This is a genomic window from Caulobacter sp. Root487D2Y (genome assembly GCF_001427165.1).
Lineage (GTDB): Bacteria > Pseudomonadota > Alphaproteobacteria > Caulobacterales > Caulobacteraceae > Caulobacter.
Genome location: NZ_LMFD01000001.1, coordinates 242,595 through 268,205, shown reverse-complemented (window position 1 = coordinate 268,205; position 25,611 = coordinate 242,595). Strand labels below are relative to the sequence as shown.

The window sequence follows — 25,611 nt, the reverse complement described above, 5'->3', positions numbered from 1 at the left end:
CAAAGGACCGCGCCGGAGGGGCGAAATGACAACGTTGGACAGAACTAATCCCAAGCAGAACAAGCGTTTGCGGCCAAAAACTTACCCCGGGTAAGGTTGTGACGACCCCGCCCGGTCGCTACGGTGCGCCCACATAAGGACGCGCCGCATTGTTCGGCCCGTCCCCAGACACTTGCGCAGGACAGGGGAACCGCATGAGCGACGCGGAAAAGAAGACCTTCACGGACGAGGAAGCGCTGAATTTCCACCGCTATCCGACCCCCGGGAAGATCGGCGTCGTCGCCACCAAGCCGATGGCCACCCAGCGCGACCTGTCCCTGGCCTATTCCCCCGGCGTCGCCGTGCCCGTCCACGCCATCGCCGCCAATCCGGACATGGCCTACGAATACACCTCCAAGGGCAACCTGGTGGCGGTGATCTCCAACGGCACCGCGATCCTGGGCCTGGGCGACCTGGGGGCCCTGGCCTCCAAGCCGGTGATGGAGGGCAAGTCCGTCCTGTTCAAGCGCTTCGGCGACGTCGACTCCATCGACATCGAGATCAGCTCCAAGGACGCCGACGAGATCATCACGGTGGTCAAGAACATCGGCGTCACGTTCGGCGGCATCAATCTGGAGGACATCAAGAGCCCCGAATGCTTCCGCATCGAGACCGAGCTGCAGGAGCTGCTCGACATCCCGGTGTTCCACGACGACCAGCACGGCACGGCGATCATCTGCGCCGCCGGCCTGATCAACGCCTGCCACATCACCGGCAAGAAGATCGAGGACGTCAAGGTCGTGCTCAACGGCCCCGGCGCGGCCGGCATCGCCTCGATGGAGCTGATCAAGGCCATGGGCGTCAAGCCCGAGAACGTCATCGCCGTCGACAGCAAGGGGGTGCTCTATCGCGGCCGCGCCGAGGGCATGAACCAGTGGAAGAGCGCCCACGCGGTCGACACCCCGCTGCGCACCCTGGCCGAAGCCGTCGTGGGCGCGGACGTGCTACTGGGCCTCTCGGCCAAGGGCGCCTTCACGCCGGCGATGATCGCCAGCATGGCCCCCAATCCGGTGATCTTCGCCATGGCCAACCCCGATCCGGAGATCACCCCGGAAGAGGTCCACGCCGTGCGCAAGGACGCCATCATGGGCACCGGCCGCAGCGACTATCCCAACCAGGTCAACAACGTCCTGGGCTTCCCCTACATCTTCCGCGGCGCGCTGGACGTGCGGGCCCGCCGCGTCAATCACGAGATGAAGATCGCCTGCGCCAACGCCCTGGCCATGCTGGCCCGCGAGGACGTGCCCGACGAGGTCGCCGCCGCCTATCACGGCCGCCAGCTGAAGTTCGGCCCGCAATACATCATCCCCTCGGCCTTCGACCCGCGCCTGATCTGGTACGTGCCGCCGTTCGTCGCCCAGGCCGCCATGGACACCGGCGTGGCCCGCAAGCCGATCGCCGACATGGACGCCTACCGCGCCAGCCTGGCCCAGCGCCTGGATCCCACCGCCGGCTTCCTGCAGAAGATCAGCGGCGCGGTGCTGGCCAATCCCAAGACGATCGTGTTCGCCGAGGGCGAGGACCCGTCGGTGATCCGCGCCGCCTACGCCTACCAGACCGGCGGCTACGGCAAGGCCATCCTCTGCGGCCGCGAGAACCTGGTGCAGGAAAACATGCGCGTGGTGGGGCTGGACCCCGAGACCGCGGGCCTGGAGATCGTCAACGCTCGACTCAGCGACCGCAACCCGGACTATGTCGACGCCCTGTACCTGCGCCTGCAGCGCGAGGGCTACCTCAAGCGCGACGTCCAGCGCCTGATCAACCAGGACCGCAACAGCTTCGCCGCCTCGATGGTCACCCTGGGCGAGGCCGACGGCATGGTCACCGGCGTCACCCGCAGCTTCGACCAGGCCCTGGAAGAGGTGCTCCGCGTCGTCGACCCGGCCCCCGGCGGGCGGATCATGGGCATGTCCGTCGTCCTGGCCAAGGGCCGCACGGTGTTCGTGGCCGACACCAACGTCACCGAACTGCCCGACGCCGACGAACTGGTCGAGATCGCCTGCGAGGCCGCCCGCGCCGTCAAGCGCCTGGGCTTCAAGCCGCGCGTGGCCTTCATGAGCTACTCCACCTTCGGCAACCCGATGGGCGAGCGCTCCGACAAGGTGCGCGAGGCCGTGGCCATGCTCGACGAGATGGACGTCGACTTCGAATACGAGGGCGAAATGCCGCCCGAACTGGCCCTGGACCCGGAAAAGCGCGCCAACTACCCGTTCATGCGCCTGACCGACAGCGCCAACATCCTGGTCATGCCGGCCATCCACTCGGCCTCGATCGCGACCAAGCTGGTGCAGTCGCTCGGGGGCGCGACGGTGATCGGGCCGGTGCTGCTGGGCTTGTCGAAGCCGGTGCAGATCGCGCCATTGAGCGCGTCGGTGTCGAAGATTCTGAATATGGCGATGATGGCGGCGTACGAGGGGGCCGGGGATTTGGCGGCGGGGGAGTGATCTGACCGCACGGCGACAGGAGGCGCGGCTCCGACGCGGCCCGCATCGCCCTCGCTACGCCCCCTCGATCACGCGCCTCAACGGAAGAGGAAGTCGTCCGACACCAGGCTTCCGATCAGCGTGTGGTGGAGCGTCAGCGACGTGTGGTCATCGACGGTGATCACGACGTCCAGGCCCACCTGCTGGGCATGCGCCATCACATCCCCGTAGCTGGTGAAGACCGACTTGCTGAAGCCGATCAGGTCGTGGTCGGCGCCGTCGGTGTCGAAGTTTACGATCGTGTCGTTGCCGAAGCCGGCCGGGAACACGAACTTGTCGACATGGTCGTCCTGGCCCACGAACTGGTCGGCCGTTCCCTTGTTCTGGGCCAGTTCGACGCTGATCGACGCCGAAGCGCTGGGGCTGGTGAAGATGTCGTCGAGCCCGTCGCCGTTGAAGTCGCCGACGAACCAGCCGCGCAGGCCGGGATCGCTGGAGCTCCTCAGGCCTTGACCGTGGAACGAGCTCCCGTCGGAGAGCAAGACCTCGTTGCCGCCCGTCGCCGCGTCGCGCCGCAACAGATCGTCCTTGCCGTCGCCGTTGAAGTCGCCGATCGCCCACTTGTCGGCCCCGTTCCCCGTCGTCGACCAGATCGCGACCGTATCGAACCCGGCGCCGTTCGATATCAAGACCTGGAACCCCGAGTCGTTGATGACGCGCCCCAGGTCGTCCTTGCCGTCGCCGTTGAAGTCGCCGATCAGCCAGCCCGTCGAGCCGTTGCCCGCCGAGGTCCATGACCCAGCGCTCGCGAACGACGACCCCGTCGACAGATAGACCTGGCCGCCGGAAACGCCGGGTGCGTAGTTGAGGATGTCGCTGCGCCCGTCGCCGTCGAAGTCGCCGATGTACCAGCGACCGGCGTTGAGGTTGGGCTGAGCCCAGCTGCCCGCGCCGACAAAGGTCGCGCCGTTGGACAGGAAGACCTGGGCGCCGGAAGCGTCGGGGATCACCCGGAAGATGTCGTCCTTGCCATCGCCATTGAAGTCACCGACGTACCAGCCTTGCGAACCGTTGCCCGCGCCGGTCCAGCTGGCCGGCGTCGAGAAGCCCGAGCCGCTGGACAGCAGCATGTTGGCGCCGGAGACGCCGGGCACGTAGGAGAATACGTCCGCCTTGCCGTCGCCGTCGAAGTCCCCGAGGTTCCAGGGCGTGGTGCTGGACTGCTCGGTCCACGAACCACCGTTGAGAAACAGCGTCTTCGTCGCGGCCAGACCGGCCAGGACGTCGCCGAAGCCGTGGGTCAGCGCCCAATCGGCGACCGCGTAGCGCTGGAAGTCGTATTCCACGCCGTTGGCCACGGAGGTCATGTAGACGCGCACCAGGTTATCAACGACGTCCTGGTAGTGTTCGCCCATATCAAGGTGTGCGTTGTCGAAGAGATAGACCGTCGGCATTCCCGAGGTGTCGACCACCTGGTTCCAGGCCCCTTCGACGGCCACCCCGGTCGCCGCGTTCAGCGACCACCAGTGTCCGTCGAGATTGACTTCGTTGATCACGAAGTTGGGCGTCACGATGATTCGGCTCTCGATGCCGGCTTGGTTCAGGAGGGCGGCGAGCACGGTCGCGAAGTCGGACTGCGACGCGGTCGAGGCCGACAGGAGGCCGGCGACATCGCTGGCCCCCGCGTCCGCGCCCAGGTTCCACAGGCCGGAGACCGCCTGAAGATAGAAGAACGCGTGGCTTTCAGCGGTGGAGAAGGCGCTGTTGGGCGCCGCGGCGGCGAACTGCTGCTCCACATAGCCGACCAGACCGGAGAAGCTGGTGATCCCGACGCGCCATCCGCCGTCGGCGAAGGCGGTGCTGACGTCGCTGTCCACCTGCGCGGCGTGCAGGCGCTGAAGCGGGATGTTGAGTATGGCGTAGTACTGGTCGAGCGTCAGTCCGTTCAGATCGGAGTTGAGGGTCAGATAGCCGTTTTGGCTGTTGTCCGACGTCGGCCAGTCGGCGAGGTTGATCTCGGACAGGAAGGCGTCGCCGTAGGGCAGGCTGTGGAAGAAGTCGACGGTGTTGTATCGGTAGCCGTCCGCGAAGAAGCCGTCGTCGAAATAGGCGAGTATGTTCTGGCGGAATTCGACCAGCGCCTCGCGGTAGATCGAGGAACCCAGCTGCATGCCTTCGTGGTCGAAGCTGATGGCCTTCACGGTGGTGCTGGTGTCGACGATCTGGTCGACCGACGCCTCGTAGGCGATCCCCACATTGGCGTCCAAGGTCCACCACTTGCCGTCCAGCGAGGCCTCGACCAGGACGTGACCCACGCCGCCGACCACCCGCGTCTCGATGCCAGCCTGCGAAAGCAGGAAGGTCAGAACCGTGACGTAGTCCGTGCAGCAACCGATAGGCGAGTCGAGGTAGGTGCGAACCGACATCGTCGCGGGGTCGATGGCGCCCGTTATCTCGTTGTCCTGGACAGCGCCCGGCGCGTAGATGTCGGTCAGGTTGCCGTAGCTCCACAGACCCGAGACCCACTGCATGTAATAGAGAGCGCGGCTTTCCTGCGTTGAAAATGCGTGCGTGGTCTCCGCCGCGTAGGCGTCGGTGAATTTGTCCGCGACGAAGTCGGCCAGTTCCGTGAACGAGTGGATGTCCGCGCGCCAATCCTTGGCGCTGGCCTCGTGCGAGACGTTGCTTTCGAGGTTGGCGATCTGGATGCGCTGGGCGTTGTCCGTGATGGTGTCCCGCGCGGTCTGCGCGTCCATGACCCACCAACCGCCAACCCAGTTACTCACCAGGTTAATATTAAGGTCGAAGGAATCGTTCACCCACTGAGTGACGCCGCTGACCCCCAGAGTGTCCATCTTGATGATGGTCGCGCCGGAATTGCTCCACCCGCCAACCGTATTCCAAACTCCGTCTTCCAGCGTGAAGGTCAGATATTGCACGTCATCATTTTGTACTTTGATGTCAAAGTACAAGCTCTGGCCAAGATAGGCGATGAGTGGTGATGCGGAATACGTGTATTGCAACTTGTTATAAACCTATCCGTGTTCGATCTGTAGCTCAATCGTTATAATACAGCCTTAGGCTTAACGGGTACAGACACAACTTAGAGCGCATCCCATCAGCCGGAACCGCCCTTTATTTCGGCGCCGACGCAAGGAGCGTTTCGTCGTTCAGCCGACCGCCCTATATGTCGAACGTCGCCGAGCCGTTAACGGCCAAGCTCTTCTTCCCGCCCTGTTGATAACCCCATGCCTCATGCAAAGATCTGCGGCCTTTCGACCCTCCAGGCCGTGACGGCCGCCCTGGACGGCGGCGCGACGCATCTGGGTTTCGTGTTCTTCGCCAAGAGCCCCCGCAACCTCGACCCCGAGGCCGCCGCCCGGCTGGCCGCGCCGCTGCGCCAATCACCAGTCAAGACCGTGGCCGTCACCGTCGATCCCGACGACGCCCTGGTCGACCAGCTGATGGCCACGCTGAAGCCCGACCTGATCCAGGTGCACGGCAAGGAGACCCCCTCGCGGGTCCGCGAGATCGCCCGGCGCAGCGGGGCCGGGGTGATCAAGGCCTTTTCGGTCTCGTCGGCGGCGGACGTCGACCAGGCCTCGGCTTTCGACGGCGTGGTCGAGCACCTGATGTTCGACGCCAGACCGGTGGAAGGATCCGCCCTCCCCGGCGGAACCGGCGCAAGGTTCGACTGGAGCCTGCTGGAAGGCCGGCGATTTTCTCGCCCGCATTTCCTGGCCGGGGGGTTGGATCCGTGGAACGTAGCCCTGGCGATCAAGGCCTCCGGCGCGCCGCTGGTGGACGTTTCCTCTGGCGTCGAGCGGGGTCCCGGCCTAAAGGACCCGGCTCTGATCACGGCGTTCCTCGACGCCGTCAAACGCGCGTGATGTTTCGCCTGATGTTTCGGAAGAGCTCGTGAACGTTCCGACCAAACCTAATGACTGGTCCGCCTACCCCGACGCCAGGGGCCGCTTCGGCGACTACGGCGGCCTCTATGTGGCCGAGACCCTGATGCCGCTCGTGCTCGAGCTGGACCGGGCCTACACGGAAGCCAAGAACGATCCGAGCTTCCAGAAGGAGCTGAGCGGCTACCTGACCCATTATGTCGGCCGCCCCAGCCCGCTGTATTTCGCCGAGCGCCTGACCCGGCATCTCGGCGGCGCGAAGATCTATTTCAAGCGCGAGGAGCTGAACCACACCGGCGCGCACAAGATCAACAACTGCATGGGCCAGATCCTGCTGGCCCAGCGCATGGGCAAGACCCGGATCATCGCCGAGACCGGCGCGGGCCAGCACGGCGTGGCCAGCGCCACCGTGACGGCGCGCTTCGGCCTGCCCTGCGTGGTCTATATGGGCGCCGTCGACGTGGCGCGTCAGAAGCCCAACGTCTTCCGCATGAACCTGCTCGGGGCGGAAGTGCGCCCGGTGACCTCGGGGGCCGCCACCCTCAAGGACGCCATGAACGAGGCGATGCGCGACTGGGTCACCAACGTCCACGACACCTATTACATGATCGGCACCGCGGCCGGTCCGCACCCCTATCCGGCCATGGTCCGGGACTTCCAGGCGGTGATCGGCAACGAGACCCGCGAGCAGATCCAGGAGGCCGAGGGCCGGCTTCCGGACGCGGTCGTCGCCTGCGTCGGCGGCGGTTCGAACGCCATCGGCATGTTCCACCCGTTCCTGGCCGACGAGAGCGTCAAGATCTACGGCGTCGAGGCCTCGGGCCACGGGTTGGAGACCGACAAGCACGCCGCCTCGCTGACCGGCGGCCGCCCGGGCGTGCTGCACGGCAACAAGACCTACCTGCTGCAGGACGCCGACGGCCAGATCCTGGACGCCCACTCGATCTCGGCCGGCCTGGACTATCCGGGCATCGGGCCGGAGCACTCGTTCCTGCACGACGTCGGCCGGGCCCAGTACCTGACCTGCACCGACGACGAGGCCCTGAAGGCGTTCCAGCTGTGCGCCGAGCTCGAGGGCATCATCCCGGCCCTGGAAAGCGCCCACGCGATCGCCAAGCTGCCGCAGCTGGCCAAGGAGATAGGCGAGGGCGGGGTGATCGTGCTGTGCCTGTCGGGCCGAGGCGACAAGGACATCTTCACCGTGGCCGACGCCCTCGGGCGGACGATCTAGATGCGTTCGACTCCGCGCTCCACGCCCTCGTCCTTCGACAAGGGTTTTGGCTCCACCGCTTTTCCAGGCGGGAACTGAGATCATGACCAAAGACCGTATCGATCGCCGGTTCGCGGCCCTGAAGGCCGAGAACCGCGCCGGCTTCGTCTCCTACGTGATGGCCGGGGATCCCGACGCCGCCACGGCGCTGGCCATCCTGAAGGGCCTGCCGGCCGCCGGGGCCGACCTCATCGAGCTGGGCTTCCCGTTCTCGGACCCGATGGCCGAGGGCCCGACCATCCAGCGCGCCAGCCAGCGCGCCCTGGCCCAGAAGATGACCCTGAACGGCACGCTGGACCTGGTCCGCGCCTTCCGCGAAGGCGACCAGGACACCCCGCTGATCCTGATGGGCTACCTGAACCCGCTGGTGAACAAGGGCTTCGAGGCCTTCGCCCATGACGCGGCGCAAGCCGGGGTCGACGGCCTGATCGTGGTCGACTGCCCGCCGGAGGAGGCCGATCCGCTGGCCGACGCGCTCGAGGCCGCCGGGATCTCGCTGATCCGCCTGGCCGCCCCGACCACCGACGACGCGCGCCTGCCGGCCGTGGTCCGCCGCACCTCGGGCTTCCTGTACTACGTGTCGGTGGCCGGCGTGACCGGCGTGAAGTCGGCCGACGCCGGCGACGTGGCCCCGGCCGTGGCCAGGCTGCGCGCGGCTTCGGGCCTGCCGGTGGCGGTCGGTTTCGGCATCCGCACCCCGGCCCAGGCCGCCGCCGTGGCCCGCGTCGCCGACGCGGCCGTGGTCGGCTCGGCTTTGGTGGACGAAATCGAGTCCGCGGCCAAGGTGAACGAAAACGTGACCGAGAAGGTTCTTCTCAAGGCGTCGGAGCTGGCTAAGGCTGTGCGGTCGGCGCGACTCGAATTGGCGTGAGGCTGAAGGCTATGGCGATGGCTGAACCCCAGGGGCCCAAGAAGGGCGACAAGACCAAGGCGCCGGCGGAGGGCCGTCGCGGCGGCTGGCTGTCGCGGATCGCGCCCGGCGTGCGCGGCGCGTTCGCCAAGCGCGAGACCCCGGAGAACCTCTGGGTCAAATGCCCCGACACGGGCGAGATGATCTACCGCTCCGACCTGGAGGCGGCCCTGTGGGTCACCCCGGCCGGACGCCACATGCGCATCGGTCCCGAACTGCGCTTCAAGTTCACCTTCGACGAGGCGCTGTTCTCGGTCCTGCCGACCCCGGCCGTGTTCGAGGATCCGCTGAAGTTCTCGGACGGCAAGTCCTACAAGGACCGCCTGGCCGCCGCCCGCAAGGCGACCGGCGAGCAGGACGCCATGGCCATCGCCTTCGGCAAGGTCGGCGGCGTCGACGCCGTGGTGCTGGTCCAGGACTTCGCCTTCATGGGCGGTTCGCTGGGCATGGCCGCGGGCGAGGGCTTCATCGCCGCCGCCGAGGCCGCGATCGAGCGCCAGGTTCCGCTGGTGGCCTTCACCGCCGCCGGCGGCGCGCGGATGCAGGAAGGGGCCCTGTCCCTGATGCAGATGGCCCGCACCACCCTGGCCATCAACGCGATGAAGGACGCCGGCCTGCCCTACGTCGTGGTGCTGACCGACCCGACCACCGGCGGCGTCACCGCCTCCTACGCCATGCTCGGCGACGTGCACCTGGCCGAGCCGGGCGCCCTGATCGGCTTCGCCGGTCCCCGGGTGATCGAGCAGACCATCCGCGAGACCCTGCCGCCGGGCTTCCAGCGCTCGGAATACCTGGTCGAGAAGGGCATGGTCGACCGCGTCACGCCGCGCAAGGAGCTGCCGGCCGTGCTGGGCTCGATCCTGGGCACCCTGATGATGGGACGCGGGCTCAAGGCGGCCTAGGACGTTCGTGAACGAACCTCGTCCTTCGACAAGCTCAGGATGAGGTTTGAATTTGGCGCTGAGTGAGCAATAGCCCTCATCCTGAGCCTGTCGAAGGACGAGGGCGGACCCTCATGACCGACCACCTCCGCGCCCATGACGCCGCGCTGGCGCGGCTGCAGGCCCTGCATCCCAAGCTGATCGACCTGTCGCTGGAGCGGATGGTCCGGCTGTGCGCGGCCCTGGGCGACCCGCAAAGGCGCCTGCCGCCGGTGATCCACGTGGCCGGCACCAACGGCAAGGGCTCGACCGTCGCCTATCTGCGGGCCATGGCCGAGGCGGCGGGGCTCCGCGTCCACGTCTTCACCTCGCCCCACCTGGTGCGCTTCGCCGAGCGCATCCGCCTGGCCGGGTCCCTGATCACCGACGAACACCTGGCCGAGGTGCTCGAGCGCGTCGAGACCGCCAACGCCGGCCTGCCGATCACCTTCTTCGAGATCACCACCGCCGCGGCGTTCCAGGCCTTTTCCGAGGTCCCGGCCGACCTGTGCCTGGTCGAGGTGGGGCTGGGCGGGGTGCTGGACGCCACCAACGTGGTCATGCCCGCCGTCAGCGTCATCGCCCCGATCGACATCGACCACCGCGAGTTCCTGGGCGACACCCTGGCGGCCATCGCCCAGGAAAAGGCCGGGATCATCAAGCCGAACATCCCGGTGGTCAGCGCCCGCCAGGCCGAGGAGGCCGAGCGGGTCGTCGAGCGCGAGGCCGACCTCGCCGAAGCGCCCCTGACTCTGATGGGCCGCGACTTCGACGCCTGGAGCGAGCGTGGACGGCTGCTGGTGCAGCTGCAGGACCGCCTGCTGGACCTGCCGGCCCCGTCGCTGCCCGGCGAGCACCAGTTCGCCAACGCCGGCCTGGCGGTGGCGGCGATGCTGGTCCTGAACGATGCGCGCATCGACGAGGCGGCCATGGCCCGAGGGATCGCCGCCGCGACCTGGCCCGCGCGGTTCCAACGGCTGACGGCCGGACCGCTGGCCGCGCGCGCCAAGGCGGCCGGGGCTGACCTCTGGCTCGACGGCGGTCACAATCCGCACGCCGGCCAGGCCGTGGCCAGGGCCCTGGGCGACCTGGCCGCCCGCGACGGCCGGCCCGTGGCGCTGATCTCCGGCCTGCTGGCCAACAAGGACGCCGCCGGCTTCTTCGCGCCGTTCGCGGCGCTCGAGGCCAAGGTCTTCACGGTCACGTTCGAGGGCCACGCCGCCGCCAGCGCCGCCCAGACGGCGGCGGCGGCGGAGCTGGCCGGCCTGCGGGCCCAGGCCTGCGACAGCGTCGAGGCGGCCCTGGACAAGGCGCTGGCCGTCGCGCCGACGCCGCACGTGCTGATCTGCGGCTCGCTCTATCTGGCGGGCGAAGTGCTGGCGATGAGTCCGGAGACGTGGCCGGTCTAGGGGTCGGTCTAGGCGCCGGTCCGAACTAGACCAGGATGTTCAGCAGCGAGCCGGGGCGCAGGATGCGTTGCGGCTGTTCGGCCGGCTGGACGAACGGGCGGGCCGGCGGCTGGCGCTGCGGCTGGGCCTGGGTCTGCAGTTGGACGGCGATCGGCGGCGTGGTCGGCCGGGTCGCGGCGGCGTCGCCGACGGCCGCCTGGAAGAACGCCGCCGCGCGCGAGCCGCCGGCCCCCGTCGTCCCTTGGGACGAGGCGGGTCTCTGCGGAACGGCCGGCAAGCCGGTGGGGCGGATCGTGCTCATGAACGCGACTCTATCATGGTTAACGCAAAGTCGGCGAGCATGGTCAACGCGCGGTTAATGGTCGCGGTTCGGCGCCGGAAAACTAGGGCAAAACCCGGAGAAAAATGAACGCCGGATGAAAGTTGGGTTGTCGACGCCGTTCAGGCTCGGCCGCCTAGGCTGTCCCCAGGATCGACCCGGATCGGGGCCGGGCGGTCGGACACGAACTGATCTGAAAGGGACACCCGATGCGCACCACCGCAAAAACCACCGTTTCGCTGCTCGCCGCCGCCACCGCGGCCCTGAGCCTGGCTTCGGTCCCGAGCTTCGCCTCGGCCCATGACGGCCGCTATTATCGCGACCACCATCGTTACGAGCGCTACGACAGCCGTTACGACAGCCGTTATCGCAGCTACGACAGCTGCCGCTCGCACCGCAAGAACGGCAAGGCGACCGGCGCGATCATCGGCGCCGTGGCCGGCGGCCTGCTGGGCAACTCGGTCTCGCACGGCAACCGCACCCCCGGCACCCTGCTGGGCGCGGGCGTCGGCGCCTACGCCGGCAGCCAGATCGGCAAGGGTTCGCGCTGCTGACGGCTGGAACCGCTGAAACTGAACGCGGGCCCGGACCGGCATGGCCGTCCGGGCCTTTTCGCGTCCAGAGTCTTTGATTTTAGGCGTCTTCTTCGCGCGAGCCGGCGTCCACCTCGCTTGAAAACCCTTTAGCGCAGCTTGCCCAGCATCTCCTGGACGTCGGCGTCGGTCAGCGGGCCGCTGTGCTTGGCCAGGATCACGCCGTCGGCCCCGACCAGGAAGGTCTCGGGCACGCCGGTGACGCCGAACTCGATGCCCGCCCGGCCCGTGCGGTCCGCCAGCTTGACGGCGAACGGGTCGCCCAGCTCGGCGAGGAAGGCCTGGGTTCGGGCCGGCTCGTCCTTGTAGGCGACGCCGACCACGGTGACGCCCCGGGCCTTGAGCGCCATCAGCTGCGGTTGCTCCACCCGGCAGGGCGCGCACCAGGAGGCGAAGAAGTTGATCAGCCGCGGACCAGCCGGCGCGTCGCGCACCGCGACCATCGCGCCGGTGTCGAGGTCGGGCAGGGTCACGGCCGGGACCGGCTTGCCGACCAGGGCGTGGGGCTGGACATGCGGGTCGTGCTTGAGCGCGTAGCCGGCGAACAGCATGCCCAGGCCCAGCAGGACGATCAGCGGCGCGTAGCCGATCCAGCGGTTCACGGCTTCCCCGCCTCGCCTTGGGTCTCGCCTTGGACCTGGCGGCGCGCCTGCAGCCGCTCGGCCTCGCGCCGCCAGCGGCGGGCCGAGGCCAGGCTGTCGGCGATCATCCAGACGAAGGCGGCGGCCGTAAGGGCGAAGGCCGGCCAGACATAGACCGCGTACTTGCCGGCGTCGAAATCGAAGTGCACCCCTTAGCCCTCCGCCGCTTGCAGGGCCAGGGCCCGGGCCTTGCGCCGCCAGACCAGGGCGCGGATCCGCACCAGCCACAGCGATCCGAACGCCGACAGATAGGCCAGGCTCATCACCAGCATGGGCCAGGCATAGACCGCCGGCAGGGCGTCGCCCGGCTTGGCGAACAGCGTGGAGCTGCCCTGGTGCAGGCTGTTCCACCATTCGACCGAGAACTTGATGATCGGCAGGTTGATCAGGCCGACCAGGGCCAGGATCGCCGCGGCGCGGGCCGCCTTCTGCTCGTCCTCCAGGGCCGAGCGCAGGGCCAGATAGCCCAGATAGAACAGCAGCAGCACCAGCACCGAGGTCAGGCGGGCGTCCCACACCCACCAGGTTCCCCACATCGGCTTGCCCCACAACGAGCCGGTGACCAGGGCCAGGACCGTGAAGGCCGCGCCCAGCGGCGCGCAGGCCACGGCGGCGGCGTCGGCCAGGGCGTGGCGGAACACCAGGGCCAGGAAGCTGGCCACGCCCAGGCACAGATAGACGAACATGCTGATCACGGCGGCCGGCACGTGGATGAACATCATCCGCACCGTGTCGCCCTGCTGGTAGTCCTCCGGCGCGACAAAGGTCAGCACCAGGCCGACTCCGGCCAGCACCGCCGCGATCACGCCGAACATCGGCGCGGCCCAGCTGGAAAAGGCCATGAACCGCTCGGGGTTCGTCAGGAAATCCAGCGGATGATGTCGGTCACGGGCGTCCATTTCCGAGCCTTAGAAGACCTGGAGGACGCCCGCAATCGTCGAGACGGTCCAGCCGGCTCAGGGCTTGCCCGGCATGCTGTCCGGACCGCCCTCGAAGCGCCGGGTTTCGAGGTGGCGCATCATCGCGCCGTGACCGCCGACCATCGGGCCCAGGGCGTCGAAGGCCTTCCTCTGGCTGGGCGACAGGGCCGCGTAGAAGGCGCGGGTGGCGTCGATGCGCGCCTTGGCGCGGGCCAGGTGCTCGGTCTCGCGATCCAGGCGTTCGGGCGTGGTCAGCGCCTTGGGCGGACCGTCCCCGTCCCCCTTCTTCGGCCGGTCGCCGTCCCAGTCCTTGGGCTCGGTCGCGGCCAGAAAGGCCTTCAGGGCGCCGTCCTGGTCGGATCGCAGCTGCAGCACGTCGCGCAGGTGCTGGGCGCGGGCTTCGGGATCCATGTGATGATGGCGCATCATCATCATCGGACCGCCGGGGCCATCGTGGGACATCGGCATGCCGGAGGGGGGCATGCCGGAAGGGGGCGGGCCGGGCGGCGGCGGACCGTCCTGGGCGACGGCGGCCGTCGCGGTGGAGAGGAGGATCGCGGCCGCGGCCGTCAAGGCCAGGCGGCTCGGTTGCATGCGCATCTGATTGCTCCGTGGAAAACACCTTGAGCAGAACCTCAATTCCCCATGTAACGCCGGAATGTCAGAATCTTCGAGGAATGTTGCAGGACTGACGGACTGATCGTCGATAACGCTTTGACGCCGCGCCGGAGTCTCGCGGCCCCGCGCCCCAAGGGAGGTCCCCGGAATGCTCTACCTGCTGGTCAAGGCCGCGATTTCGGGGGTGATCATCGCCCTGGTGTCCGAGATCGCCAAGCGTCAGCCGGGCTTCGCCGCCCTGGTCGCCTCGCTGCCGCTGATCTCGATCCTGGGCATGCTGTGGCTGTGGCGCGACACCCGCGACGTCGGACGGATGGCCACCCACGTCGAGGCGACCTTCTGGTACGTGCTGCCGTCCCTGCCGATGTTCCTGATCGTGCCGGCCCTGCTGCGGCGGGGCGTGAACTTCTGGATGGCGCTGGGCGCGGGTTGCATCGTCACCGTGGGCCTCTATCTGACCATGACGGCGATCGGACCGCGCTTCGGCCTGAAGCTCTGACTGCTGTCATGCGCTGACGGCGGTTCGGGCCAGAGTGGGCATCGACAACATTCAGGCTCGGTGCGTGGTCCTCGTCCTTCGACAGGCTCAGGATGAGGACCATTTATAAGTCCGAGGCGTAGAAAAACCTCATCCTGAGCTTGTCGAAGGACGAGGTTTTCGTCCCAGCCGCCGAATGTCGATGCGGGCTAGACCGCGCGCCTATCTCCGCCCCTCCGAACACGGTTAGAAGCCCGGCCATGAACCGCCCCGCCAAACGCATCGCCTTCCTCGCCCTGATCGTCGCCGGCGTCTGCTGGGGGCTGGGCTTCCCGTTGGGCAAGCTGGTGCTGCGCGAGACCGACGCGGCGCACATGGTGTTGCTGCGGTTCGCGGTGGCGGCCCTCGTCGCCGCGCCGTTCGCCCTGCGCACCGCGCAGGCGCGGGCCCTGTTCCGCTCGCCGGTGATCCTGGCGGCCGGGGCGCTGTACGGGATCGCCTTCATGGTGCAGTTCGAGGGCCTGGCCCATGTCAGCGTCACCCTGGCGGCCCTGCTGGTCGGGGCGATGCCGGCCCTGATCGCCATTTCCGCCAAGCTGCTGGGCGAAAAGGTCAGCCGCGCCTCTTGGGGCGGGGTGGCGGCCGCGACCCTGGGCGCGGCCCTGATCGCCGGCAAGCCGGACGGGGCCGGCTCGCCCCTGGGCGTGGCCCTGTCGCTGGGCTCGCTGTTCATCTTCCTGGCCTGGCTGATCGTGCTGCGCCGCGCGCCCAAGGCCCCAACCCCGATGGCCATACCGGCCGTGACGGTGATCATCGCCGCCGCCACCGTGCTGCCGATCTCGTGGGTCATGCACGGGCCGCCCAAGCTGGATCTCAGCCCCATGGTCTGGCTCGGCATCCTCGGCCTGGGCGTGCTGGGCACCCTGCTGGCCACCGCCGCCTGGCAGTTCGGCTCGGCCCGGGTGGGCAGCGCCAGCGCCGGGGTGTTCATCAATATCGAGCCGCTGATGGGCGCCTGCATCGGCGTGTGGCTGTTCGGCGACCACCTGACCTGGTCGCTGGCGGCCGGCGGACTGATGATCATCGCCGGCAGCTTCGCGGTGGTGCTGGGCGAGCGTCACGCGCCGGCGGTCACGGCCAGCGCGGGGCCGATCTAGTCGGCTATGGGTGGACGTCTGACCCCGGACTTCCTTCGTATGACCATCCCACTTTCAGGATGGCGGGGCGAGAAATCGCGGGCGGGCGCTATTGTATCGCCGCCACCCATGATCTCTCGCCCGCTCGCGACATCACCGGCCTGTGCGCGAGGGCGCTCCTTGGCTTAGAGCGGCGGCGGGTAAAGGGGATCGCACGCCGTCAGGGTTTCGCTGTACCAGGGCGTCCGCTGGCCATCCAGCCAAGTGTGTCCGGTGCAGTTGATATTGAAATATCCCACAATGGTCGTGGAATCCGGGCCATCGTAATAGATGAGGGACCGCTCGTACGGTATCGCCGCCAGGACCGCCGCCGGCATGAACGACACGCTGGCGGCGAAGGCCAGGGCGGCGAGTTTGGCGGTTTTCAACAGGGCTTTCATGTGCGACGCCTCGTGCAGGGTTCATTTCCCAAAGCAAAGGTTGCGCCCTTAGATTGTGTCTTTCAACCTTAAACTGCGCCTCGCTACAGCTTGGATCGCGCGGCGGTTCGAACGACGCCTCAGGGTCGCAAGCGGACCTTTAGTCCAGCGCGTTCCGGCACGCCGCCGCCATGGCGATCGGCCCCAACGCCACCGCCGCGGCCGAATAGGCCAGCAGCAGGAACAGCCCGCCCGTCCACGGCAGGCCGCCGGCCAAGGCGTCCAGGGCGCCGGCCCCGAAGATCACCGGCGGCACGTAGAGCGGCAGGACGATCACCGCCACCAGCAGGCCGCCGCGCTTGCTGCCCAGCGCCAGGCTGGCCCCCAGTCCGCCCAGGAACGAGAAGGCCAGGCCCCCGGCCAGGGCGCAGGGGATCAGCAGCGGGATGATGTGCGACGAGGCGCCCAGGGCCAGGGCGGCGATCGGGGCGGCGAAGGCCAGGGGCGCGCCGGCCGCCAGCCAGTGGGCCAGGCACTTGGCCACGGCCACCGCCTCGAGCGGGGCGGGACCGAGGGCCAGCAGGTCCAGGGCCCCGTCCTCGAAGTCGCGCTCGAACAGGCGCTCCAAGGAGAGCAGGGCGGCCAGGGCCAGGGCCAGCCAGGCGATGCCGGGGGCCAGCGAGGCCAGCCGCTCGGGCGCGCGGCCGGCCGCCAGCGGCAGCAGGGTCACGACGCAGGCGTAGAAGGCCAGGGCCAGCAGCGGCCCGCCGCCATTGCCCCAGGCCAGGGCCAGCTCGCGGCGCAGCAGGATCAGGAACGCCTTCATCCGCCGACCTCCACCACGCGGCAGGGAACGGGCAGGGGATCGTGGACGGCGGCCAGCACCATGCCGCCGCCTTCGAGGTGTCGAGCCATCAGGGCGCCGAAGCCCTCGCGATGGCCGGCGTCCAGCGGGGCCATCGGCTCGTCCAGCAGCCACAGCGACCGGGGGCTGGCCAGCAGCCGGGCCAGGGCCACGCGCCGGCGCTGACCGGCCGACAGACGACGGATCTCCAGGTCGAGCAGGCGGTCCAGGTCCAGCTTCGTCGCGGCCGCGCGCGCCGAGGCCTCGGACCCGCCGGTCCAGCGGGTCTGGAACAGCAACTCCTCCCAGGCCGAACGCGTCGATTTCAGGCCGTCGTGATGGCCGACCAGGTGCAGCCCGTCGGACCGCGCGACCTCGGCCTCCAGCGGGCCGGCCTCGCCGTCGAAGCCGATGACGCCCCGCGACGGCCGCAACAGGCCCGCCACGGCCCGCAACAGGCTAGTCTTGCCCGCGCCGTTGCGTCCCGTCAGGGCCACGGCCTGTCCCGCCGAGATCTCCAGATCCAGACCCGAGAACAGCCGCCGCTCGCCGCGAACAAGACTTAAGTCCTTGATGCGAATAGCTCTCAACATGGACGGGAAGCCCTCAAGACCCTGCCCTGTGCATGGACGTTGCCGACGACGACCGCTAAGAAGCCCTCGGCCGTCACCCTCCGCATTGGATGGGGCGTACGCGGCGCGAGGATGGACGCTGTGGGTCCGCCTCGATCGCGCGATCCCTGGAGAGGTTTTCCGGCGGCCGTGGACAGAGAAGGGATCCTTCGAAATGGCGTCTGTAGACAGCCTCAAAACCCGCCGCGAACTTGTCGTCGGCGGCAAGACCTACGTCTATTACAGCCTTCGCGCCGCTGAGGAAGCGGGTCTGAACGGCGCCGGCAAGCTGCCGGTCTCGATGAAGGTGCTGCTGGAGAACCTGCTGCGCTACGAAGACGGCGTTTCCGTCAACGAAGCCGACCTGAAGGCCGTGGCCAACTGGCTGGACAACAAGGGCAGCGTCGAGCACGAAATCAGCTTCCGCCCGGCCCGCGTCCTGATGCAGGACTTCACCGGCGTTCCGGCCGTCGTCGACCTGGCCGCCATGCGCGACGCCATGGTCGCCCTGGGCGCCGACCCGGCCAAGATCAACCCGCTGAACCCCGTCGACCTGGTCATCGACCACTCGGTGATGGTCGACAACTTCGGCAATCCCAAGGCCTTCGAAGACAACGTCGCCCGTGAATACGAGCGCAACCTGGAGCGCTACCGCTTCCTGCGCTGGGGTTCGTCGGCGTTCAACAACTTCCGCGTCGTGCCCCCGGGCACCGGCATCTGTCACCAGGTGAACCTGGAATACCTGGCCCAGACCGTCTGGACCAACGAAGCCGAGGGCGAAACCACCGCCTATCCCGACACCGTCGTCGGCACCGACAGCCACACCACCATGGTCAACGGCCTGTCGGTCCTGGGCTGGGGCGTGGGCGGCATCGAGGCCGAGGCCGCGATGCTGGGCCAGCCGATCCCGATGCTGATCCCGGAAGTCATCGGCTTCAAGCTGACCGGCGCCATGCCGGAAGGCGCGACGGCCACCGACCTGGTGCTGACCGTCACCCAGATGCTGCGCAAGAAGGGCGTGGTCGGCAAGTTCGTCGAGTTCTACGGCGACGCCCTGGCCAACCTGACCCTGGAAGACCAGGCGACGATCGCCAACATGGCTCCGGAATACGGCGCCACCTGCGGCTTCTTCCCGATCAGCGCCTCGACCGTGGCCTACCTGAAGGGCACCGGCCGCGACGCCGCCCGCGTCGCCCTGGTCGAAGCCTACGCCAAGGAGCAGGGCCTGTGGTGGGAGCCGGGCGTGCCCGAGCCGACCTTCACCGACACCCTGGAGCTGGACCTGTCGTCGGTTCTGCCGTCGCTGGCCGGCCCCAAGCGTCCGCAGGACCGCGTGCTGCTGACCGAGTCCGCCGCCAAGTTCGCCGAGAGCCTGGCCGGCGAGTTCGGCAAGGCCGAGGCCCCCAACGCCCGCGTGCCGGTCGAGGGCGAGACCTTCGACGTCGGCCACGGCGACGTGGTCATCGCGGCCATCACCAGCTGCACCAACACGTCGAACCCCTCGGTCCTTATCGCCGCCGGCCTGCTGGCCAAGAACGCGGTGGCCAAGGGCCTGAAGGTCAAGCCGTGGGTGAAGACCTCGCTGGCCCCCGGCTCGCAGGTGGTCACCGACTATCTGCTGAAGGCCGGCCTGACCAAGCACCTCGACGCGCTCGGCTTCAACCTGGTGGGTTACGGCTGCACCACCTGCATCGGCAATTCGGGCCCGCTGCCCGAGAACATCAGCAAGGCCGTCAACGACGCCGACCTGGTGGCCTGCTCGGTGCTGTCGGGCAACCGCAACTTCGAAGGCCGCGTGAACCCGGACGTGCGCGCCAACTACCTGGCCTCGCCGCCGCTGGTGGTGGCCTACGCCCTGGCCGGCTCGATGAAGATCGACCTGGCCACCCAGCCGCTGGGCCAGGACAAGAAGGGCAATGACGTCTTCCTGAAGGACATCTGGCCCTCGAACGAGGACATCGCGACCCTGCAGCGCAAGTCGGTCACCGAAAAGATGTTCGCCAGCCGCTACGGCGACGTCTTCAAGGGCGACAAGAACTGGCAGGGGATCAAGATCACCGGCGGCCAGACCTACGCCTGGGAAGGTGACTCCACCTACGTCCAGAACCCGCCCTACTTCCCCAACATGTCGATGACCCCGACCCCGGTCACCGACATCGTGGAAGCCCGCGTCCTGGCCGTGTTCGGCGACTCGATCACCACCGACCACATCAGCCCGGCCGGCTCGATCAAGAAGACCAGCCCCGCTGGCCAGTACCTGATCGACCACGGCGTCGACCCGCTGGACTTCAACGGCTACGGCGCCCGTCGCGGCAACCACCAGGTGATGATGCGCGGCACGTTCGCCAACATCCGCATCCGCAACAAGATCACCCCGGACATCGAAGGCGGCGTGACCAAGCACTTCCCCTCGGGCGAGGTGATGTCGATCTACGACGCGGCCATGAAGTACCAGGCCGAGGGCCGTCCGGCCGTGGTGTTCGGCGGCAAGGAATACGGCACCGGTTCGTCGCGTGACTGGGCGGCCAAGGGCACCAAGCTCCTGGGCGTCCGCGCGGTGATCTGCGAAAGCTTCGAGCGCATCCACCGTTCCAACCTGGTCGGCATGGGCGTTCTGCCTCTGCAGTTCGTCCAGGAAGGCTGGCAGAAGCTGGAGCTGACGGGCGAGGAGATCGTCTCGATCCGCGGCCTGCAGGACCTGGCGCCGCGCAAGCAGCTGATCGTCGAGCTCTATCGCCCGACCGACGGCCGCATCGCCCGCTTCCCGGTCCGCTGCCGCATCGACACCCCCACCGAGCTTGAATATTTCAAGAACGGCGGCGTGCTGAACTACGTGCTGCGCAACCTGGCCAAGGCCGACTAAGCGCGACGCGCTCGAAAAGACGAAGCCGGGTCCCCACGGGGCCCGGCTTTTTCTTTGGGTTTTTCGTGCGGCGGATTTCTTCTTTTGCGCGAGAAAGCCGCCTTCACGGCCTCGTGAACGGCCATCGACCACGATCTTGGCTTAAGTGCCCCGCACATGCGTCAGGCCCTGCTCTTTCTCGCTCTCACCACCCTCGCGGGTTTTTCAGCCGCGCCCGCGCTCGCCGCGAAACCGCCGGTGGTCGTCGAGCTGTTCACCGCTCAAGGTTGCTCCTCCTGCGGCAAGGCCAACCAGGTCATCGCCGACATGGCCGACGACAAGGGCGTCCTGGCCCTGACCTATTCGGTCGACTACTGGGACTACCTCGGCTGGACCGACACCTTCGCCAAGCCGGCCTTCGCGACCCGCCAGCGCGCCTACGCCCAGAAGTTCTCGCTGCGCGACGTGCCGACCCCGCAGGTCGTGGTCGCGGGCCGCCAGCAGGCGTCCGGCGCCAAGGCCGAGGCGGTCGAGACCCTGGTCAAGGACGCCGCCAAGGCGCCGTCCAATCCGCCGGACATGGAATTCATCGGCGACGGCGGCCGCGTGGCCGTCGGCTCGGGCCCCGCGCCGCGCGGCGGGGGCGAGGTCTGGCTGGTGCGCTACGACCCGCGCGAGCAGGACATCGCCGTCAAGCGCGGCGACAACCGCGGCCAGACCCTGGTCCACCGCAACGTCGTGCGCGAACTGGTCCGCCTGGGTCCCTGGAACGGCCGGCCTAAGCTCTACCGCCTGCCCGTCGCCGCCGACGAGGCGCTGAAGACCGTGATCATCGTCCAGGGCGCCAAGGGCGGCCGGGTGATCGGGGTGCTGCAGGAAGTTTCGGAAAAGTAGGGTCCTCCCCCAGTGGGGAGGTGTCGGCGAAGCCGACGGAGGGGGAGTGATCGGCAGATGCCGAATTCCTCGATCGATCCCACAACTCCCCCCACCGGCGCTTCGCGCCGCCTCCCCCACAGGGGGAGGACCTATGTCCAAAAGAAAAGCCCGCGCGGGGAGGGGACACCGCGCGGGCCTCTTAGGGGGAGGGGAAATGTCTAGTCCGTCGGCTGACCAGAGCCCGAATCAGGGGGGCTGGGGGGCTGTTCAGGGTCCGGATCCGAGGCGTCCGATCAGCCGACACTGACCTTATGGCGGGCCAAATCGGCGGTGGAAGGGCGCGATAAAGGTCGTTTCGCGGCGGTTCGTGTCGTGGATGTGTCCGAGCCGCGCTGAACGTCGCGGTGGCGCGCACGCGAAAACCCCGCGTGGAGAGGGGCGCCACGCGGGGGTCTCGGGCAATGCTTTAGAGGGTGGTCTGTCGGCCGACCGGCCCACGATCGAGGGGGCTGGGGGGGCTGTTCAGGATCCTGAACCGCAGGATGTCCGATCGGCCGACCAGTCGAAGATGGTGGGCCAACCGGGCGGCGAGGGGTCGAAATTAAGGTCATTTCGTGGCCCATCGCGACCGTACCGAGATTATCAAGCGCCACTGTAGCAAGGCCGCAACGCCGGTCTCGGCTCGCACGCCGCCCTTCGCCGAGGGGCGCTCGCCTCGAAGCCCGATTTGGGGTTAGGATTCGTCCGATGGCCCTGGATTCCCGCCCCCCGGTCACCGTCAAGGACGGTGTCGTTTTCTTCGAGCGTCGCGAGATCGACCAGCTCTTGCGGCTCTATGGCCGGATGGTCGCCGCCGGCGAGTGGCGCGACTACGGCATGGCCGGCCTCAGCGACCACGCGGTGTTCTCGGTGTTCCGCCATGCGGCCGAGGCGCCGCTCTACCGGATCGAGAAGCACCCGGCCCTGGCCCGCAAACAGGGCGAATGGGCGGTGATCGGCCAGGGCGGCCTGACCCTCAAGCGCGGACACGACCTGGCCCAGGTGCTGCGGATGTTCGACAAGGGCCGGTTCAAGGTCATCGACTGAGGCGCTTTTGAACCGATCGCGGGGCCGCCGGCGTTCCCATGGGACCGGGCGCCGGCTCGGCCTGACGGGAGCCCCGCATGATCGCCGAACCCCTTTCCGTGGCCCATCTGCTGGCCCGCACCTGGTGGCTGGTGCTGCTGCGCGGCCTGGCGGCGATCCTGTTCGGGGCCCTGGCCCTGCTGTGGCCGCACCTGACCCTGGTCATCCTGGTGATCCTCTACGCCGTCTACGCCCTGAGCGACGGGGTGTTCGCCCTGGCCGAAGCGCTGCGCGGCGGCGGCATTGTCCCGCGATGGTGGCTGGTGGTGATCGGGGTCGCGAATCTCGTCGCGGGCGTGGCCGCCCTGGCCTGGCCGGCGCTGACGGCGATCCTGCTGATCATCCTGATCGGCGTGTCGGCCGTGGCGCGCGGCCTGTTCGAGATCATCGGCGCCGTCCATATGCGCAAGGTCATCGACAACGAATGGATGCTGATCGCGTCGGGGACGATCTCGGTGCTGTTCGGGGCGGGGGTGGTCCTGGCGCCGCGGGCCGGCGCCTTGGCCCTGGCCTGGCTGATCGGCGTCTGGGCCATCGCGCTGGGCGTGCTGATCGTGGCCCTGGCGCTGCGGCTGCGCCGGCTTCGCCGTCGCCTCTAGGCCAGGAAAAAGGCCCCGGCGGTTTCCCGCCGGGGCCCTCGTCTCGAGTTCCGGACCTGGCGTCTAGCGGCGGCTGCCGAAGATGCTGAGCAGGAATTGGAACAGGTTGATGAAGTTCAGATAGAGGTTCAGCGCGCCGTAGTTGGTGGCCACCGCCATCGAGTTCTGATCACCGCCCATTTCGTAATAGGCCATCTTAAGCCGCTGGGTGTCGTAGGCGATCAGGCCCGCGAAGATGAGCACGCCCAGGATGCTGATGATGAAGCTCAGGCCCGGCAGGTGCAGGAACATCTGGACCAGCGAGGCCAGAACCAGACCGATCAGGCCCATGATCAGGAAGCTGCCGAAACCGGTCAGGTCCTTCTTGGTGGTGTAGCCGAACAGGCTGAGGCCGCCGAAGGCGATCGAGGTGATCAGGAACGTCGTGAACACCGACTGGATGTTGTAGACGATCAGCCACAGGCCCAGGCCCGCGCCGATCGAGGCCACCAGCGCCCAGTACAGCGCGCCGGACGAGCGGGCGGTCGGGTTACGCATGGCGAAGATCGACACCAGGATCATGACCAGCGGCGCGAAGCGCAGCACCATGCCCAGCACCGTGAAGCCCGCCAGGCGGCCGTCCGGAGTGAGGACGTAGAGGAGGTTGGCGACCGGCGCGTAGGCGGTGGTCAGGAAGGCCAGGGCGGCGGACAGCAGAAGACCCAACGCCACCTTGTTGTAGACGCCGAGCATGAAACTGCGCAGGCCGGCGTCAACCGACATGTCGGCGCGATCCGCGGGGATCGAGCGCGCGTAGCCGCGGTTGAAGTCGTTCATCGGGGTAAGGCCCTTCGAAAAAAGCAGCGCGCCCATCTTGGACGCTCCCCGAATATCGGGGTCCTGCGAGTATCATGCAAGATGTTGCGCTTTCCGTGGCGCGCGCCGCCCGTAAGATGGATTCGACAGATCCTTGAAAGGGGCGACATGGACTACGTCGAACTCGGCCGGACCGGCATCCAGGTCTCGCGCTGCTGCCTGGGCACCATGACCTGGGGCTCGCAGAACAGCGAGGTGGAAGCCCACCAACAGATGGACTACGCGCTCGACCAGGGCGTGACCTTCTGGGACACCGCCGAGATGTATTCCAGCCCGCCCAATCCCGAGACGCAAGGCAACACCGAGCGCCATATCGGCTCGTGGCTGAAGACGACCGGCAAGCGCCAGCAGATCGTCCTGGCCTCCAAGGTGGCCGGCCGGGGCGCGGCGTTCGGCGGCCTGTCGTGGATGCGGCCTGACGGCGGCCCCACCCGCCAGACCAGGGCCCAGATCGACTATGCGGTGGAGCAGTCGCTCAAGCGCCTGGAGACCGACTATCTGGACCTCTACCAGCTGCACTGGCCCGACCGGCCGGTGCGGGTGTTCGGCGGCCAGACCTTCAAGGACTACGAGCAGGACTTCGAGGCGTTCGGCGACATCCTCGAGGCGCTGGACGCCCATGTGAAGAAGGGGACGATCCGCGCGATCGGCGTCTCGAACGAGTTTCCGTGGGGCGTGATGCGCTTCCTGGCGGAGGCCGAGACCCGGGGCCTGCCACGCATCGCCTCGATCCAGAACGCCTACCACCTGGCCAACCGCACGTTCGAGTACGGCCTGGCCGAGATCGCCATGCGCGAACAGGTCGGCCTGCTGGCCTATTCGCCCCTGGCCCAGGGCGCCCTGACCGGCAAGTACCTGGACGGCAAGCTGCCGGCCGGCTCGCGCAAGGCGCTCTACAACCGCATGCAGCGCTACGAAGGCCCCGGCGCCGAGGAGGCGATCCGCGGCTATGTCGACCTGGCCGCCCATTTCGGCGTCGACCCCGCCCAGCTGGCCTTGAAGTTCTGCGACACCCGCCCGTTCGTCACGGCCACCATCATCGGCGCCACCTCGATGGACCAGCTGAAGACCAACATCGCCGCCTTCGACCTGACCTGGACCGAGGAGATGGAAAAGGCGGTCAACGCCCTGCACGCGCTGCAGCCCAATCCCTGTCCGTGAGAACCTAGGCCCTCCCCGTGTGGGGGGGCGGCCGAAGGCCGGTGGGGGGAGTTGTGGGACGATCGATCCGAGTTGCGGTCCATGGCCTATTACTCCCCCCTCCGTCGGCTGCGCCGACACCTCCCCCACGGGAGGAGGATCGGCTAGAACAACGCCATGATCCGCCTGTTCACCGCCATCGCCATTCCCGCCGAGGTCGGCGAGCACCTGCCGCCCCGCCAGCACGGGATCGAGGGCGCGCACTGGCGGCCGCGCGAAGCGTTCCACATCACCCTGAAGTTCATCGGCGACGTGCAGGAGACCATCGCCGCCGACCTGGACGAGCAACTGCGGGGAATCGAGGCCCCGGCCTTCGACCTCGAACTCCAGGGAGTCGGCCATTTCGGCGAGGGGATCGAGATCCACGCGGTCTGGGCCGGGGTCGCCGAGAACCCCGACCTGCGGCGCCTGGCCAAGGCCAATGAGAGCGCCGCCCGCCGGGCCGGCCTCAAGCCCGAGACCCGGGTCTACACCCCGCACCTCACCCTGGCCTATCTGAAGCGCCCCGCCGCGCCCGAGGTCGCCGCCTGGATCCAGGCCAACAACCTGCTGCACTCGCCGCCGTTCCGCGTCGACCGCTTCGGTCTTTATTCCAGCTGGCGCACCCACGAGGGCTCGGCCTACCGGCTGGAGGCGGAATACCCGCTGGGCTGAAC

Annotated in this window: 25 protein-coding genes; 15 read left to right on the top strand and 10 right to left on the bottom strand. The window is 68.1% G+C overall.

The annotated features are described in order from the left end of the window. The first annotated feature begins 194 nt into the window (after positions 1 to 194). Positions 195 to 2,483, top strand: coding sequence for an NADP-dependent malic enzyme (locus tag ASD38_RS01285; protein ID WP_056456944.1), 2,289 nt, complete (start codon positions 195 to 197; stop codon positions 2,481 to 2,483). 77 nt (positions 2,484 to 2,560) lie between these two features. Here ASD38_RS01285 and ASD38_RS01280 read toward each other — a convergent pair whose 3' ends face one another. Next, a complete protein-coding gene (locus tag ASD38_RS01280; protein WP_056456941.1) occupies positions 2,561 to 5,401 on the bottom strand; it encodes an FG-GAP repeat domain-containing protein in 2,841 nt (946 codons plus the stop codon). Between the two features lie 309 nt (positions 5,402 to 5,710). Here ASD38_RS01280 and ASD38_RS01275 point away from each other — a divergent pair, with 309 nt between their 5' ends. The 5 genes from ASD38_RS01275 to ASD38_RS01255 all read left to right on the top strand — a co-directional run bounded on the left by ASD38_RS01275 (position 5,711) and on the right by ASD38_RS01255 (position 10,879). Beyond that, positions 5,711 to 6,352 (top strand): phosphoribosylanthranilate isomerase, encoded by a 642-nt coding sequence (locus ASD38_RS01275; protein WP_056443329.1) that lies wholly within the window; start codon positions 5,711 to 5,713, stop codon positions 6,350 to 6,352. Positions 6,353 to 6,380: 28 nt separating this feature from the next. Beyond that, positions 6,381 to 7,601, top strand: a complete 1,221-nt coding sequence (gene trpB / locus ASD38_RS01270) for a tryptophan synthase subunit beta (protein WP_056456939.1) — start codon at positions 6,381 to 6,383, stop codon at positions 7,599 to 7,601. Between the two features lie 82 nt (positions 7,602 to 7,683). After that, entirely contained in the window at positions 7,684 to 8,511 is an 828-nt protein-coding gene (trpA, locus tag ASD38_RS01265) for a tryptophan synthase subunit alpha (RefSeq protein WP_056443323.1), read from the top strand. Positions 8,512 to 8,522: 11 nt separating this feature from the next. Further along, a complete protein-coding gene (locus ASD38_RS01260; RefSeq protein ID WP_056443320.1) occupies positions 8,523 to 9,452 on the top strand; it encodes an acetyl-CoA carboxylase carboxyltransferase subunit beta in 930 nt (309 codons plus the stop codon). Positions 9,453 to 9,565: 113 nt separating this feature from the next. Further along, entirely contained in the window at positions 9,566 to 10,879 is a 1,314-nt protein-coding gene (locus ASD38_RS01255) for a bifunctional folylpolyglutamate synthase/dihydrofolate synthase (RefSeq protein ID WP_056456936.1), read from the top strand. A gap of 25 nt (positions 10,880 to 10,904) precedes the next feature. On the opposite strand, the gene ASD38_RS01250 is transcribed toward ASD38_RS01255, so the two are convergent. Continuing rightward, positions 10,905 to 11,180, bottom strand: coding sequence for a hypothetical protein (locus ASD38_RS01250; protein ID WP_056456934.1), 276 nt, complete (start codon positions 11,178 to 11,180; stop codon positions 10,905 to 10,907). 227 nt (positions 11,181 to 11,407) lie between these two features. Here ASD38_RS01250 and ASD38_RS01245 point away from each other — a divergent pair, with 227 nt between their 5' ends. Then, positions 11,408 to 11,752 (top strand): glycine zipper 2TM domain-containing protein, encoded by a 345-nt coding sequence (locus tag ASD38_RS01245; RefSeq protein ID WP_056456931.1) that lies wholly within the window; start codon positions 11,408 to 11,410, stop codon positions 11,750 to 11,752. Positions 11,753 to 11,880: 128 nt separating this feature from the next. On the opposite strand, the gene ASD38_RS01240 is transcribed toward ASD38_RS01245, so the two are convergent. The 4 genes from ASD38_RS01240 to ASD38_RS01225 are packed head-to-tail and all read right to left on the bottom strand — an operon-like array spanning position 11,881 to position 13,952. Beyond that, positions 11,881 to 12,393, bottom strand: a complete 513-nt coding sequence (locus tag ASD38_RS01240; RefSeq protein ID WP_056456928.1) for a DsbE family thiol:disulfide interchange protein — start codon at positions 12,391 to 12,393, stop codon at positions 11,881 to 11,883. Beyond that, positions 12,390 to 12,581, bottom strand: coding sequence for a heme exporter protein CcmD (gene ccmD, locus ASD38_RS01235; protein WP_056443306.1), 192 nt, complete (start codon positions 12,579 to 12,581; stop codon positions 12,390 to 12,392). Before ccmD ends, ASD38_RS01240 begins: the two co-directional genes overlap by 4 nt. 3 nt (positions 12,582 to 12,584) lie before the next feature. After that, the gene (gene ccmC, locus ASD38_RS01230; RefSeq protein ID WP_056443303.1) at positions 12,585 to 13,331 is read right to left on the bottom strand and encodes a heme ABC transporter permease CcmC; all 747 of its coding nucleotides are present in this window, start codon (positions 13,329 to 13,331) and stop codon (positions 12,585 to 12,587) included. 57 nt (positions 13,332 to 13,388) lie between these two features. Next, positions 13,389 to 13,952, bottom strand: a complete 564-nt coding sequence (locus ASD38_RS01225; RefSeq protein ID WP_056456925.1) for a Spy/CpxP family protein refolding chaperone — start codon at positions 13,950 to 13,952, stop codon at positions 13,389 to 13,391. Positions 13,953 to 14,118: 166 nt separating this feature from the next. On the opposite strand from ASD38_RS01225, the gene ASD38_RS01220 reads away from it, so the two are divergent. Then, positions 14,119 to 14,469 (top strand): DUF3147 family protein, encoded by a 351-nt coding sequence (locus tag ASD38_RS01220; RefSeq protein ID WP_056443297.1) that lies wholly within the window; start codon positions 14,119 to 14,121, stop codon positions 14,467 to 14,469. Positions 14,470 to 14,708: 239 nt separating this feature from the next. Continuing rightward, positions 14,709 to 15,605, top strand: coding sequence for a DMT family transporter (locus tag ASD38_RS01215; RefSeq protein WP_056456922.1), 897 nt, complete (start codon positions 14,709 to 14,711; stop codon positions 15,603 to 15,605). 164 nt (positions 15,606 to 15,769) lie between these two features. On the opposite strand, the gene ASD38_RS01210 is transcribed toward ASD38_RS01215, so the two are convergent. The 3 genes from ASD38_RS01210 to ccmA all read right to left on the bottom strand — a co-directional run bounded on the left by ASD38_RS01210 (position 15,770) and on the right by ccmA (position 17,440). Then, on the bottom strand, positions 15,770 to 16,024 hold the full coding sequence (locus tag ASD38_RS01210) for a hypothetical protein (protein ID WP_056456919.1): 255 nt from the start codon (positions 16,022 to 16,024) through the stop codon (positions 15,770 to 15,772). Between the two features lie 139 nt (positions 16,025 to 16,163). Continuing rightward, a complete protein-coding gene (gene ccmB / locus ASD38_RS01205; protein WP_056456916.1) occupies positions 16,164 to 16,829 on the bottom strand; it encodes a heme exporter protein CcmB in 666 nt (221 codons plus the stop codon). Next, complete coding sequence (gene ccmA / locus ASD38_RS01200; protein ID WP_056456913.1) at positions 16,826 to 17,440, bottom strand: heme ABC exporter ATP-binding protein CcmA; 615 nt, start codon at positions 17,438 to 17,440, stop codon at positions 16,826 to 16,828. Before ccmA ends, ccmB begins: the two co-directional genes overlap by 4 nt. A 193-nt stretch (positions 17,441 to 17,633) precedes the next feature. Between ccmA and acnA the strand changes: the two genes are divergently transcribed. The 4 genes from acnA to ASD38_RS01180 all read left to right on the top strand — a co-directional run bounded on the left by acnA (position 17,634) and on the right by ASD38_RS01180 (position 22,900). Next, complete coding sequence (gene acnA / locus ASD38_RS01195) at positions 17,634 to 20,321, top strand: aconitate hydratase AcnA (protein WP_056456910.1); 2,688 nt, start codon at positions 17,634 to 17,636, stop codon at positions 20,319 to 20,321. A 156-nt stretch (positions 20,322 to 20,477) separates the two neighbouring features. After that, positions 20,478 to 21,194, top strand: coding sequence for a DUF1223 domain-containing protein (locus ASD38_RS01190; protein WP_056443284.1), 717 nt, complete (start codon positions 20,478 to 20,480; stop codon positions 21,192 to 21,194). Between the two features lie 729 nt (positions 21,195 to 21,923). Continuing rightward, a complete protein-coding gene (locus ASD38_RS01185) occupies positions 21,924 to 22,262 on the top strand; it encodes a DUF2794 domain-containing protein (protein WP_056456907.1) in 339 nt (112 codons plus the stop codon). Between the two features lie 77 nt (positions 22,263 to 22,339). Further along, positions 22,340 to 22,900: an HdeD family acid-resistance protein gene (locus ASD38_RS01180; RefSeq protein ID WP_056456904.1), complete on the top strand. Its 561-nt coding sequence runs from the start codon at positions 22,340 to 22,342 to the stop codon at positions 22,898 to 22,900. 63 nt (positions 22,901 to 22,963) lie between these two features. Here ASD38_RS01180 and ASD38_RS01175 read toward each other — a convergent pair whose 3' ends face one another. Next, complete coding sequence (locus tag ASD38_RS01175; protein ID WP_056456901.1) at positions 22,964 to 23,716, bottom strand: Bax inhibitor-1/YccA family protein; 753 nt, start codon at positions 23,714 to 23,716, stop codon at positions 22,964 to 22,966. A gap of 147 nt (positions 23,717 to 23,863) precedes the next feature. Between ASD38_RS01175 and ASD38_RS01170 the strand changes: the two genes are divergently transcribed. Both ASD38_RS01170 and thpR read left to right on the top strand, forming a co-directional pair. After that, complete coding sequence (locus ASD38_RS01170; protein WP_056456898.1) at positions 23,864 to 24,916, top strand: aldo/keto reductase; 1,053 nt, start codon at positions 23,864 to 23,866, stop codon at positions 24,914 to 24,916. 156 nt (positions 24,917 to 25,072) lie between these two features. Further along, complete coding sequence (thpR, locus tag ASD38_RS01165; protein ID WP_056456895.1) at positions 25,073 to 25,609, top strand: RNA 2',3'-cyclic phosphodiesterase; 537 nt, start codon at positions 25,073 to 25,075, stop codon at positions 25,607 to 25,609. Positions 25,610 to 25,611: the final 2 nt, after the last annotated feature.